This is a genomic window from Nocardia takedensis NBRC 100417 (assembly GCF_000308695.1).
Taxonomy (GTDB): domain Bacteria; phylum Actinomycetota; class Actinomycetes; order Mycobacteriales; family Mycobacteriaceae; genus Nocardia; species Nocardia takedensis.
Genome location: NZ_BAGG01000068.1, coordinates 1 through 12,531 on the forward strand (window position 1 = coordinate 1; position 12,531 = coordinate 12,531).

Annotated in this window: 13 protein-coding genes; 4 read left to right on the forward strand and 9 right to left on the reverse strand. The window is 68.8% G+C overall.

Translation table 11 applies throughout. The features are described 5' to 3' along the window. Nucleotides 1–173: 173 nt before the first annotated feature. Entirely contained in the window at nt 174–1,238 is a 1,065-nt protein-coding gene (locus ON30_RS14690; RefSeq protein WP_083911403.1) for a DUF4192 domain-containing protein, read from the reverse strand. Nucleotides 1,239–1,464: 226 nt separating this feature from the next. Beyond that, the gene (locus tag ON30_RS14695; RefSeq protein ID WP_040707592.1) at nt 1,465–1,905 is read right to left on the reverse strand and encodes a GNAT family N-acetyltransferase; all 441 of its coding nucleotides are present in this window, start codon (nt 1,903–1,905) and stop codon (nt 1,465–1,467) included. Between the two features lie 383 nt (nt 1,906–2,288). On the opposite strand from ON30_RS14695, the gene ON30_RS14700 reads away from it, so the two are divergent. Both ON30_RS14700 and ON30_RS39160 read left to right on the forward strand, forming a co-directional pair. Further along, a complete protein-coding gene (locus ON30_RS14700; RefSeq protein WP_157183733.1) occupies nt 2,289–2,600 on the forward strand; it encodes a hypothetical protein in 312 nt (103 codons plus the stop codon). A 395-nt stretch (nt 2,601–2,995) separates the two neighbouring features. Then, on the forward strand, nt 2,996–3,385 hold the full coding sequence (locus ON30_RS39160; protein ID WP_157183734.1) for a DUF6461 domain-containing protein: 390 nt from the start codon (nt 2,996–2,998) through the stop codon (nt 3,383–3,385). 99 nt (nt 3,386–3,484) lie between these two features. Here the strand turns inward: ON30_RS39160 and ON30_RS14705 are convergent, their stop codons facing one another. From ON30_RS14705 to ON30_RS14720, 4 genes are all read right to left on the reverse strand, one after another. Further along, a complete protein-coding gene (locus ON30_RS14705; protein WP_040707596.1) occupies nt 3,485–3,946 on the reverse strand; it encodes a hypothetical protein in 462 nt (153 codons plus the stop codon). 480 nt (nt 3,947–4,426) lie between these two features. Continuing rightward, nucleotides 4,427–6,382: a bifunctional copper resistance protein CopD/cytochrome c oxidase assembly protein gene (locus ON30_RS14710; protein WP_051029359.1), complete on the reverse strand. Its 1,956-nt coding sequence runs from the start codon at nt 6,380–6,382 to the stop codon at nt 4,427–4,429. A gap of 118 nt (nt 6,383–6,500) precedes the next feature. Further along, the gene (locus tag ON30_RS14715; RefSeq protein WP_373282548.1) at nt 6,501–7,223 is read right to left on the reverse strand and encodes a cation efflux transmembrane domain-containing protein; all 723 of its coding nucleotides are present in this window, start codon (nt 7,221–7,223) and stop codon (nt 6,501–6,503) included. Continuing rightward, nucleotides 7,220–7,549, reverse strand: a complete 330-nt coding sequence (locus ON30_RS14720; RefSeq protein ID WP_040707736.1) for an ArsR/SmtB family transcription factor — start codon at nt 7,547–7,549, stop codon at nt 7,220–7,222. Before ON30_RS14720 ends, ON30_RS14715 begins: the two co-directional genes overlap by 4 nt. 145 nt (nt 7,550–7,694) lie before the next feature. On the opposite strand from ON30_RS14720, the gene ON30_RS14725 reads away from it, so the two are divergent. Next, entirely contained in the window at nt 7,695–8,339 is a 645-nt protein-coding gene (locus ON30_RS14725) for a DsbA family protein (protein ID WP_040707738.1), read from the forward strand. Between the two features lie 73 nt (nt 8,340–8,412). Here the strand turns inward: ON30_RS14725 and ON30_RS14730 are convergent, their stop codons facing one another. From ON30_RS14730 to ON30_RS14740, 3 genes are all read right to left on the reverse strand, one after another. Beyond that, complete coding sequence (locus tag ON30_RS14730; protein WP_040707598.1) at nt 8,413–9,663, reverse strand: MFS transporter; 1,251 nt, start codon at nt 9,661–9,663, stop codon at nt 8,413–8,415. Further along, nucleotides 9,660–10,760, reverse strand: a complete 1,101-nt coding sequence (locus ON30_RS14735) for a PLP-dependent cysteine synthase family protein (protein WP_083911405.1) — start codon at nt 10,758–10,760, stop codon at nt 9,660–9,662. Before ON30_RS14735 ends, ON30_RS14730 begins: the two co-directional genes overlap by 4 nt. A gap of 105 nt (nt 10,761–10,865) precedes the next feature. After that, nucleotides 10,866–11,261, reverse strand: a complete 396-nt coding sequence (locus tag ON30_RS14740) for a hypothetical protein (RefSeq protein WP_040707599.1) — start codon at nt 11,259–11,261, stop codon at nt 10,866–10,868. 556 nt (nt 11,262–11,817) lie between these two features. Here ON30_RS14740 and ON30_RS14745 point away from each other — a divergent pair. Continuing rightward, the gene (locus tag ON30_RS14745; RefSeq protein ID WP_040707601.1) at nt 11,818–12,525 is read left to right on the forward strand and encodes a thioredoxin-like domain-containing protein; all 708 of its coding nucleotides are present in this window, start codon (nt 11,818–11,820) and stop codon (nt 12,523–12,525) included. Nucleotides 12,526–12,531: the final 6 nt, after the last annotated feature.

The following is a 12,531-nucleotide window of genomic DNA, read 5'->3' on the forward strand; positions in this document are numbered from 1 at the left end:
GCCCGAAATCGAGATCACATAGTGGTCGTACCCACCGAGCCCGGGAGCCGGGGACAGCGAGAAATCGACGTCGGTGTGCGGCGGGCGACCGGGGCGGAGGGACCGGCCCGACGTCGCTGGGCGGGTGGTTGTTGTCACGGCGGCCTGCGCTCCTCCCAGGGTCGGTGTGTGGGTCAGGGGATGGTGATGGCGAGGCGGGCGGCGGCTGCGGTGGCGTGGCGTGTGTAGCCGTCCAGTTCGGTGGCCGGGAGGGCGTGGTCGATCACGGCGGCGATGAGATGGGCGACGATGTTGGTGGAATCGGCGTCCAGGGCGATCGTGGTCGCGATGGTGGTCAGGGCTCCGTCGCTGCGTCGTCGGGCGCTGAGGGCGAGCAGGAGCGCCGGGTGGGCGCGCCGGGTGCCGGTGAGGCTGCGGATCAACAGCGTCCACAATCGTTCGGCGGCCAGGAGGTGTTCGGGCTCGCCGGTGGCGGTGGCGGGCAGGCACTGCCAGACTGCCGGGACGGCGAGCGCCGCGCCCAACCGTGCGAGGCGTTCCGCGGACAGATCAGCGCCGTCGGCGAGGTCGGCGATCGCGTGGAGGACTTCTTCGAGGTCGCGGCGGTTCAGGGCGGTCATCTGCTGTTCGTGGCTGACGGTGCGGCGGCTCTCCAGCGCGGCGGCGAGGGCATCGGGCAGCAGCGCAGAGACCGGCACGGCGAGTGCGGGATCGGTGGCCAGCGATTCGGCCAGGGCCGTGCGGGACTCCAGCACGGGGATGCCGAGCAGTGCGCGTTCACGCGCGGCAGGGGTTCGTGCGGGATCGGGCAGGAGCCCGGTCCGGTCGGTCTCGGTCAGTGACCACCAGGGACCCTCGGTGAGGATCGCGGTGGTGGCGAAGATCCCGGACGCACGGAGCGGGTCCCCGGCCAGCCCGTCCAGTACGCGCTCGACCAGAGCGTGGCCGGGACCCGCTCCGGCGCCGACCTCGGGCGGGGCGAGTCGGTCGTCGACCACGACCACGATCCCGAGCGAGGGACCGAGGATCGCGAGCACGGCCCGCACGTCCTCGAGGATCAACGGGACCTCGTCGGTCAGGTCGAAGCGCAGAGCAGCGGACTGTTCGGCGCCGGAGTCGACCGGTTCAGTCCGCACCAGCAGCAGCACCAGCGATCGTTGCGGGACGAAACCGATATAGCCGGGGATCGAGGCGATGACCGGGCCGGGGGACACGACAATCGGAGCAGAGTGCGGCATGACGAACTCCTTGTCAGGTGAGGGCGCCGACGCGAACCGCGCGCCTTCGGGGGCGGTGTCGCGTCAGGTTGGGATGGGTGATGACGAGCGCGGGTGGTCAGCGCCGACTCTGTATGTCCGCGTTGCCCGTCCGGAATCGGCCGACGGTCGGCATCGCGGATGGGGACGACCGACTTCTGCGAGGTGGTCGGTGGATGCGGGCGGTTCGGCCTGGTGTGTGCGCCGGTCAGAGGTCGCGGAGGAAGTGCAGTGCGCTGCCGCGCTCGGGGCGGAAGCTGTTCGTTTCGAAGAAGCGGCGGCGCTGCCACCGGTGTTCGATCTCGGTGTCGAGGACCACGCTCAACCGTGTCGCTCCTGCGGCGACGGCCTGAGAGGCGAAGGTTTCGAGCAACGCCCTACCGGCCCTGTTGCCCGGAGCCAGGGCACCCAGCAGCGCGATGTGCCCGGTCCGTGGTCGACCGGCCAGGAACCCCACGAGAACGCCGCCGCGCACCGCCAACAGATGGCACGTTCCGCCGCCCCGGTCGGGCTCGGCCACCCATTTCGGGTGCGTGAAGTCGGAGTCGGCCAACGGGTGGACCTCGGCGAGGCGACCCAACAGGGCCTCGACCGCAGCGGGTGGGATGTGCACGGCGCCGCGTTCGACGACGACAGACGGCTCGGGCACCAGATCAGGCTCTCACACCGTCGGCGACCGTCCAGGTCGGACAGTTCATGGTCCGGTCCGTCGACCATATCGTGAACTATCCACGCAGCGGGCGATGGGCCAGGTGATACCCCTCGCGCGCTTCCGCTGCCTGACGCGCTGGACGCAGCCGCTGGTGTCGAGGGGGATTGCGTTCGTGCCGCGCCTACACGCATCGAGTCGTGGTCGCCGACGGCGGGTCGGCTCGATGCCATCACCCAAAATCCGCGACCAGCGTGAATGCCCGACGACGGGCTCCTTGTCAAGATCATCAATCGGCACGGAGGTCGGCAATCACGTTGCGACACAACAGTTTACTACTGATCGGTACCCGCTGGGGGTGTTGACGGGGTGGGAGAGCGGGCGTGAGGGTGCTCGACATGGACAACGATTGGGATCGCTTCCGCCGGAAGTTGGCTTATCTGATCCACGACGCAATGGGCAATCGACTGCGATGGTTGGGAGGCGGACTCATCCTGGCGATCATCACCGGAATCGTCGGGCAGGTGATCGTGGCGCTGGTCCTGGGCAGGCAGACACCCCTCGACGAGCTGGGGAAGTTCCTCGTGCTGACCAGCGGGCCCGTGGTGGCACTCGTCTTCGCGATTCCCCGGATGATTCGAGAGGTGACCGCTCTGGAAAAGGTCCGAAACGACGGTTGGAAAGCTCTCAACTAGCAATCTGCTCTCCGTCCCGCCTCCCTTCCCGAGACCTCACTGTCCAGCTGTGTCGTGACAGCGCTGGTGAGCGACCGGGAGCATCGCCGGGGTCCGGCGCGGTCGTCCCGGGAGAACGCCCGATGGTGATGTGCGAACCCCGTGGCGCTGAAGGCCGAGGTCGGGGGCCGTCGACCGTGTCGCGAGGTCGGCGGCCCTCGAAAGGCGTTTGCACAACGAAGGGGCGGGGACGGGTCTCGCGAAATCCTCTTCGGTGGTGGGGAACATAACGGAGGTGGCGTCGCCGGTAACGGCGTCGACATCTCGACATCGACCTGTCGATGCTGTGGTGGTGGCGGAAGGGCGGAGCGATGGGGTGGAAGTGCAGGGGCTGGCGGCACAGGCCGTCCCCGGATGTGTCGGCGCTTGAGGGGCGGCTGCGGGGCAGCGGTGAACGCGTCGACCTCGACGCGGTGTTCGCGCGACCCTACGACCTGGGTGTGACGACGGTGGGCGGCTGGACGTTAATCGCCGATCCGCAGGTCCGGGTGACCTTCGACGACCGGGCGACAGCGGAGGTGACCGCACGGGGGCAGGTGTTGGCGTGGGTGAGCAACAGCGTGTCGAGCGTGGACGGATTCGCCTTCTATCGCGACGGAGTCCCGATACGGCGGATCATGCACGCCGAAGCACGGTCGCCGAGAACACGGCGAACTGCCGCCGCAGGAAACCGAGGTCGCGACGTCGAGCGGGGAGGACTTCGTCTTCGAGATGCTGAACCGGGTGACCGGCGTCGGGCGGGGTGAGGTGGCCGAGTACGACATCTCGACGTTCACCGACTGATCGGCCACCCACCCCCCTGTCCGCCGAGCGAGCGCCCTATACGTGATGGCGGCACCGAGTGGTCACTCCTGGGAAGCGCTTTCGGTATCCGGCGGTTCGCTGTCGTACACGGTGGGCAGGTCGGCGAATCCGGCCGCTCGCGCACGCCGCTGGGCGAGCAGCCCGAATCCGAGGGTGTCCTCGAAGACGTGGGCGTGATCGATCAGGAGCGATTCGTGCCCGCTCGCCGCGGCGTACGGGGTGAGTGTCGGCGGGCGGCCAGCCCGCAACCACACATCGACGTGGGTGGTGGCGTCGATCTCCTGGTCGAGCATCTGCCATCCGGGCACCGTGGCGATCAGTTCACCGCGCATTTCGTGGGCGAGCATGTTGGCGTCGACGTGGTCGTGCAGCTGCGAATAGGTGGCGACCGTGGCGGGGATCTCGCCGCCCTCGATGGCATCGGTGACTTCGGTCATGATCGCCTCGGCGAGGCGGGCCACCAGGTGCGGGTAGCGCGGCACGCGGATGAACTCGCAGGACATCGGATTCCTCCAAGGGCCAGGGCAGAAGCCGGGAAGGTCTGCGGCATTCCGCTTGTCGGATTGACAGGGCGTGGGTCGACGGCCCGCGCGGGGCCGGTCGTGTCGTGGTCAGGATTGGGGAGGGTCCTGGGTGGGCCAGGTGACGTCGGTGGCGTCGATGTCGGGTCGTAGTCCGCGCCAACTGGCGTGACGCAATCCCGCCTCTGTGAGAACTGGTGGAGCGTAGGTATTCGGAACGTGCGCTATTCAGGTCGGGGTAGGAGCCGAGTTGTCTAACGCGACAGCCGGATGTCCACTTGGAATAGCGTGTCGGTTCCAACCGCCACGGTGGGACCAAGAAGCCTGGTTACCAGACCTGTGGGTCATCGGGCCGTCGGCCTCGTTGCTTCGGTGTCGGCTGCGTGGGTCCCCGGCGACCCGGTGTCGAGCCGTTGCGACCAACCAGCTACAGCGGCCCACAGGATGGCGATGGACGTCGCGTCACGTCGCGGGTCTCTGGTGAATCGACGACGGGCTCGGACGCTTTCGGAGTAGTAGCGCGAGTGTCACGATCACGACGGGGACGAGGCCGATTGCCCAGACGAGACCGCCTCGGATGCGTTGATCTGTCAGGAGGTCATCGTTCCAGTCCAAGCCCAGTCCGCGGAAGTACCACTGGCCCATCACGGTCGTCGTGGTGATGAGCGCGATGCCGAAACCGATATGCGCGGTGAGGAAACCGAGCAGCATGGCGAGTCGGGTCGAGCCGCTTGCGGGACGCGGGGTCGGGTCGATCCCGAGGATCGTCCAGAAGAACATGTAGCCGGCGACGAGGAAGTAGAGGTTCATCATCAGGTGTGCGGCATGGGAATCGAGGTAGGAATCGTAGATGCCGCTCAGGTAGAGGGCGCAGAACCCGCCTGCGAGGATGATTGGGGCTGCGATCGGGTGGGTGAGCGCGCGCGAGAGAGGGTTGTGTACCGCGGCCAGGGTCCATTCGCGTGGTCCGGGTGCTTCACCGTGCTCTGCCGGGCGCAGGGCCCGCAGTACGAGAGTCACCGGGCTGCCGAGTGCGAGCAGGATCGGTGTGAGGATCGACAACGCCATGATCTGGCCCATGTGGACGCTGAAGACCGCGTGCGCGTAGCGGCCGACACCGGAGGAGGTCGCCGCCAGCATCACCGCGCAACCGGACAGCCAGGCGACCGTGCGGGTCGGCGCCCAGGTGTGTCCGCGTTCTCGTGAGAGCCGTACTCCCAGCAGGTAGGCGATGGCGAGCGCGAGGGCCGCCGCGCCGTAGATCAGGTCGAATCGCCAGTCGAACAGCAGTCGTGGCATCGAGGGTGGTCCGGACAGGGTGTAGCCGAGTTCGGCTTCGGTGGGAGTCGGTTCGGCGGTCGGTGGCGGCGGCGGGGTTCGGCCGAGCCCGACCGCGAGGCCCACGGTCACCGCGAAGGTCACCGTCTCGAGGCCGCCGAATCGGATCAGCGCGGCGCGGTCGCGTGGATCGGTGACCAATCTGGCCACGGCGAGGCGGCGTTGGAACCAGCCCAGGACGCCGAGAGCGAGCAGCGCGGCGGCCTTCGCGAGCACCAGTCGGCCGTAGGTCGTGGTGAGCAGATCCTGGGTCGGGACCCGGACCCAGGAATTGATCACACCGCTGAGGCCGATGACGATGAACGCGCCGGTCGCGATGGCGGAGAAGCGGCGAGCCGCGAGGTCGGTGCGCGCGCCGCCGCGCATCGCGTGCGCCAGGACCGCGAACAGTCCACCGACCCACACCGCGGACGAGATCAGGTGCAGGACGAGGCTGTTGGTGGCTACGTCATGGGCGCCGCCCGAGGAAGAGTGTCCGCTGAGGGCCAGCGGCATCATGGCCGTGATCGCCCCGGCCGCCAGCAACGGTGTCGATCGCCAGCGCAGGGCGACTCGGGCGCCCGCGGCCAGGATCAGCGCCAGGACGGTTGTCGTTCGCCAGGCTTCGGCCGCGGCGATCTGATTCATCGCTCGCCACAACAGTTCCGGCCGCCACAGTTGTTCGACGGCTCGGCCGGTGGTGTCGGAGACCGTCAGCGGGACCAGCAGCGCGGCGCAGCATGCCCACACCACCGCCGACCACGACCCGCGCTGCACCGCGCGATAGCCGTCGACGTCGAGCAGTCCATCGGTCTGGGGAGGTGTCAGGAAGGCTGCGAACAACAGCGAACCGACGGTCAGCGCCGCGGCGAGATCGGCGAGCGCTCGCACGGCGGGCAACCCGTAGGTCGTCAGTGCTCCGGGATCGGGAATCCCGAGCAGGCTCAGCGCTCGGGTCGCCGACAATCCCACCACGACGGTGGCGACGACCGCGGTGAGTGCGCCACACAGTGCTACGAGCGCGCCGAACGAGGCCGAGCCGGCCGGGCGGCCCGGGGGTGGGTCGTCGGGTTCGGCGGGTGACCTCACGGACAGCGACATACTATGCAGCGTAGTTATTGGGCGTGCTGTCTGTTCCCCGGGGCGTGGCGGACGCCCACGAAGCGGGGGCGCTGTGTGCCGCGCGTGCTCGCGGCCTCGGTGTGCTCGCGGGGCGGTGTCAGTCGCAGCAGTCGCAGGTGTGGCTCGCGGAATCCGAGGGTCCGCCGAAGGCGGAGGACGGTGTGGGGCAGCAGGTGTCGCCCTTCCAGGCGTTGACGCCTTCTCTGACGGCGATGGCGGCGATGACCAGGGCGGCGATCGGGTCGGCCCACGACCAGCCGAGCAGGCTGTTGAGCAGCAGTCCGATCAGCAGTACCGCCGACAGATAGGTGCACAACAGGGTCTGTTTGGAGTCGGCGACCGCGGAGGCGGAGCCGAGTTCGCGTCCGGCTCGGCGTTGCGCGGCGGACAGGATCGGCATGATCAGCAGGCTCGCGCCGGCCAGCGCGAGCCCGGCGGTCGAGTGTCGGGCCTCGCCGACTCCGAGCAGTCCGCGGATCGACTCGACCGTGACGTAGCCGGCGAGGGCGAAGAAGGACACTGCGATAACCCGCAGGGCGATCCTCTCGCGGGCTTGCGGGTCTCGGCCCGCGAACTGCCAGGCGACCGCGGCGGCGGAGGACACCTCGATCACCGAGTCGAGTCCGAATCCGATCAGGGCGGTGGAGGAGACGCGGGCGCCCTCGGTGAGCGCGATGATCGCCTCGATCACGTTGTAGGTGATGGTGGCCGCGACGAACCAGCGGATGCGGCGGGTGAGCAACGCCCGACGGTGCGGGGTCGGTCCGATCGTCTCGACGGTGCGCGCGCCGAGACCGGGCAGTCCGAGATCGGCCATCAGCAGCATCCGTCGGTCGCTGCGTCGGGGCAGCAGGCGGGATCGACCGCCAACACCAGCCCGAGTAGATCGGACAGCGCGGCCGCGATCCGCGGATCGGCCAGTTCGTAGCGGGCGCGCCGACCTTCGGGTACGGCCACCACCAGACCGCAACCACGCAGGCACGCAAGGTGATTGGAGAGAATCTGACGCGAGACCCCGATCCGCTCGGCCAGCTCGGCCGGGTATCCCGGCTTCTGTCGTAGTTGCAGCAGGATGCGCGTGCGCGTGGCGTCGGAGAGCGCGTGCCCGAACCGGGACAGCGCGTCGATGTGCAGGACCGTCTCCATGAGAAAACGGTACATCATTTTCTGTATTCAGAAAATATTGGATCGAGGCGCGGTGGGCGCGGTAGCGTTGCCGCGTGTTCATGGATATCCGAATTGTCTTATTCATTCCAGTGGTGCGACGGTGACCGGCCCGGTGCGCGCGCGGATCTCGCGCCGGTCCCGTCTGCTCACCTCCGCCGCGGCGGTGCTCGCCGTGGTCGTGACCGCGATCGCGGTGAGCGGCGCCCGCGACGAAGACGTTCCGCAGCGCGTCGAGGGTGCGGCGGCGGTCGTGCGCCAGGACAGCCATCGGCTCTCCGGCGTTCCCGACGCGCGGGTGCGGTTCGTGGAGTTCCTGGACTTCGAATGCGAGGCGTGTCGAGCGATGTTCCCGAGCGTGGAGCGTCTGCGCACGGCCTACGGCGACCGGGTCGAATTCGTGGTGCGCTACTTCCCGATCCCTTCGCACTTCAACGCCGAACGCGCCGCGCGCGCGGTCGAGGCCGCCGCTGCGCAGGGGCGATTCGAGCTGATGTATCAACGGATGTTCCAGACCCAGGCCGAATGGGGTGAACAGCGGGTGCCGGCGGACGGGGTCTTCCGTGGTTTCGCCGCCGACCTCGGATTGGACCTGGCGGCCTTCGACCGCGCCTACGACGATCCGGCCACGGCGGCCCGGGTGCGTTCGGACTTCGAGGACGGCCTGGCGCTGGGGGTGCAGGGCACCCCGACGTTCTTCGTCGGCGACCGGAAGGTGACCGCCACCGGGTACGACGACCTGGCCGCCGCGCTCGACGCCGCGCTCGGCTGAGCGCGGCGCGCGCCCGCGCGGGCCGACCGTTCCGTGGTGGACCTGCGCGGGCGCGCGGCTCAACGCCGTGTTCTCATGCCGAAACCTTCTGTGCGGCTTCGGGGGTGGGCATCTCCCGGCGGTCGAGGCGGGACAGGGCCGATGCCACGGCGAAGCCTGTCGCGGCCAAGCCGATCCACACCCAGCGCATCGATCCCGATTCGCGCGCCAAGCCGAACACCGCGCCGGTGGCGAGGTTGCCGGCGAGGATGCCGATCCCGACGACGGTGTTGTAGAAGCCGTAGTGGGTGGCCACCAGTCGACCTTCGGCCAGCGAGACGACGGTATCCATCTCGAACGGGAACACCGCGGCGGCGCCGACGGCCAGGATCGCCGCCGAGGCCAGCAACACCGTGCACGCGACCACCGGGCCGAAGGCCGCTGCGGTCGGCGCCAGTGCCAAGGGCAGGAACGCCGCCGCCATCACCGCTACGCCGGCCACCAGTGCCGTGCGTGTGCCGAAGCGGGTGGAGAAGACGCGGGTGATGCGCAGTTGTCCGGCGATGGCGACGATTCCGGAGACCACGAAGATCGCCGAGACCAGCCACTGGGCGTCCTCGCCCGACAGCGCCTGGGCGTGCAGCGGCAGCGCCAGATACACCTGGAACGACAGCACGTAGGACCCGATCATCGCGACCGCGAACCAGACGAAGCGCCGGTTGCGCAGCACCGTGCGCCAGTCCTCGCGGATCGAGGTGGTCGTCGCGGCGTCGTGCCGTCTGCTCGGCAGCGCGGACAGTTGCGCGACGGTCAGCGCGGCGAACACCACCGCCGCGGTGCCCGCCGCGACCCGGAAATCCACCGTGAGCAGGGCCAGGCCGACCAGCGGTCCGGCCAGGATGCCGGCCTGGTAGAAGACGTTGAACACCGCGAACGCCTCCAGCCGACGTTCCCCGGCGTCCGCCGCGAGGTAGGCGCGCACCGCGGGGTTGAACAGCGCGCCCGCGAATCCGGTGGCGGCCGAGGCGATCAGCAGCCACGGCAGCGAGGTCGCGAAGACCAGCAGCGCGAAACCGGCTGTCCGCAGCAGACATCCGGCGACGATGAGCGGTTTGTAACCCAGCCGGTCGGCCAGGGTGCCGCCGATCAGGAACATGCCCTGCTGGGAGAAGTTGCGCACGCCCAGGACGAGTCCGACCGTCCACGCCGCCATCGCCAGCGACCCGGACAGGTATCCGGCCAGGTAGGGCATCAGCATGTAGAAGCCGAGGTTGATGCCGAACTGGTTGATCATCAACAGTCGGGCGGGGCGGTCGAACTCGCGGAACTGCCGCCAGGTGGTCATACGCGGGCCCCCGCGCGGGGGTCGATGACGGTGGCGCAGCGGGTCCAGGTCGTGACGGTCTTCTGTCGCGGGTGGTCGATGGTTTCGGGTTCGACCGGGGGAGGGGCGTCGAGCAGTCCGTGCGCGGCGCAGTAGGCGTCGTTGTAGACGGTGTCGAAGTAGCGGTGGGGCCCGTCGGGGAAGATCGTCGCGATCCGCGTGTCCGGATCGTGCACACGCGCGGCCCATCCGGCGACCAACGCGACCGCGCCCACACTCCAGCCGCCGCTGGCGTAGTGGGTGGCCGCCAGTGTCCGCGCCGCCCACACCGCTTCCGAGGGCGCGACCCAGTGGACTTCGTCGAAGGCCGGATAGTCGACGTTGGCCGGATGGATGCTCGACCCGAGCCCGCGCATCAGGCGTGGTGCGGCGGGTTGGCCGAATATCGTGGAAGCCACGGTGTCCACGCCTATCAACCGCAGTTGCGGGCAGTAGCGGCGCAGTTCCCGGGCCACGCCCGCGGAGTGACCGCCGGTGCCGACCGCGCAGACCAGCACGTCGATCCGGCCCAACTGCGCCAACAGTTCCAGAGCCAGGCCCCGATATGCCTCGGCGTTGTCGGGGTTGGCGTACTGGTCCGGGCACCATCCTCCCGGTCGGGTCGCCAGGAGTTCGGCCACGCGGTCGCGGCGGGCTTGCTGCCAACCCCCGACCGGATGGGGTTCGGTCACGGTGTCCACCCGGGCGCCGTAGGCGTGCAGCATCCGCGTCACGATCGGTTCCAAGCCCGGATCGGTCACCACCGTGACCGGATGACCGCAGATCATGCCCGCCAGCGCCAACCCCAATCCGAGCGTGCCGCTGCTGGATTCGATGATCGGCGCACCATCGCGAAGTTCGCCGCGCGCCCGCGCGCACCGCACCATGTGCAGCGCGGGTCGATCCTTCATCCCGCCCGGGTTGCTGCCTTCGAGTTTGGCCCAGAATCCCCGTCCGGTCGGTGCCAACGGTGCGCCGATCCGTACCACCGGGGTGTTGCCGATCAGCGCCTGCGGCTCGCGGGCGACCAACTGGGGAGTCCACGGACCGGCGGGGGTGTCGAGTACGACATTGTCCATCAGGTGTCGCTTTCTGTATCGGGTCGCCGCGCACGCCGCGACCCGGTGCTGAATGGGCAGCGGGCACCGACCGGAAGCATCGCCTTCCGGTCTGACGCTGACCTGTCAGCGCCGCCAGATACAGAGACGCACCAGCATCTCCCGCCCCGCGGGTTCGACGGCGGCGGGTGGGCCGTGACAGCGCGGAACTCTGACCGGCGCGTCCGCCCGGTACGTGGGCACCTGCGTCGCGGGCATCGATACAGCTCGCGGGAGGTCGTCGTGTTCCGAGCGCGGCGGTCCCGGCAGCGAGGTGAAGTGCCCGGCGTGGAATACACGGTCGTCGTGGCGGATATCGGAGAGTCCGCTCGCGCACATGGAGGACGCCGAGGTCGACGCGGGGTCCGACGAGGATCCGGTGTGCCGGTCATCGCAGCCGGTCAGCGAGAACACCAACACCAGCAGCGCGCAGAACGCGCCGAGCGTCACCTTCGCCGCGTCGCCGCGTCGCCGCACACCCACACCCCAAACATTAGTAGCGGACAGCTATGAATTCCGGCCGCTGATGCGGCCTGTCACCTCGAAGTACGGCCGCCGCCGGGAACCTCGGGGTGGCGCGTGGTCGATTCGGCGGCCTCGGTCTCGACGTCGGGTGCCGGCCCGGCGTCGAGACCGAGGATGCGAACCGGGCGGGACTCATGCCCCCGCCGACTCGGCGGTGTGCTCTCGAGACCTGATGAGGGAATTCGCGGCACGTCCGGCAAGGTAGTCCTCCTGGCCGGCCCACGTCCGTGATCGCCACCACAATTCGATGGATTCTCAGTGACTTCTAAGTAAAAACTACGTCACATAGTACTGACTGGGTCAGTAGGAGATGAACTGAATGTTCTCTATCGGAACATCATTGGATAGCAGTCGACCGTGTGGGTGCTGATGAAACTAAAAACTATGTAACCTAGTATTTGATGGGTCGCTGGGCGGGCGGCGGAGAGGGCGTGCGGTGATGACGAGGACGGCGCGGTCGCCGAGACGGCCCGGTAGGGCGAAGCGCGCCGGGCGACGAACAGGCGCGTCGCGTGTGCTCGCTTCCCGGCGCGGTCCGTCCTGGTTGTTGGTGGGCGCGGTGGTCGGTGTGCTGGTGCTCGTCGGCGTGATCGCCTACGACCTGGTCCCGAAGTATCGGCAGACCGCGGAAATGGCGCGATTCACCCCCGACGCCGACACCCCGGATCCGTCGACGGACATCGAGGGGGTCGAGCGAGCGGAATATCCGCCCGCCGAACACGTCCGCGACCCGCAGCGGGTCGCCTACGACCGCAGCCCACCGATGGGCGGACCCCACGACCAGTACTGGGCGGCGTGCACCGGAGTCGTCTACACCACGGCGCTGCGCTCGGAGAACGCGGTGCACGCCCTCGAACACGGCGCGGTGTGGATCACCTACGACCCGCAGAAGCTGTCGCCGCAAGACCTGGCGATCCTGCGGGACAAGGTCGAAGGTCGGGGCTACATGTTGATGTCGCCGTATCCGGGACAACCGACGCGGCTGAGCCTGCAATCGTGGGGACGTCAACTGCGACTCGACCGGGTCGAGGACCCGCGGCTGGACCGATTCGTCGTCGCGCTGCGCCAGAACCCGAACACCCACCCCGAACCGGGCGCCAGTTGCTCGGTCGCCGGCGACTTCGACCCCGACAACCCTCCGCCCTTCCGATCCGACCCGCCGGGGCCCGACGCGATCCCCGGCGCCGCGACTCCTGCCGGGTTCGCGCTGCCCACCTCATGAAAGAAC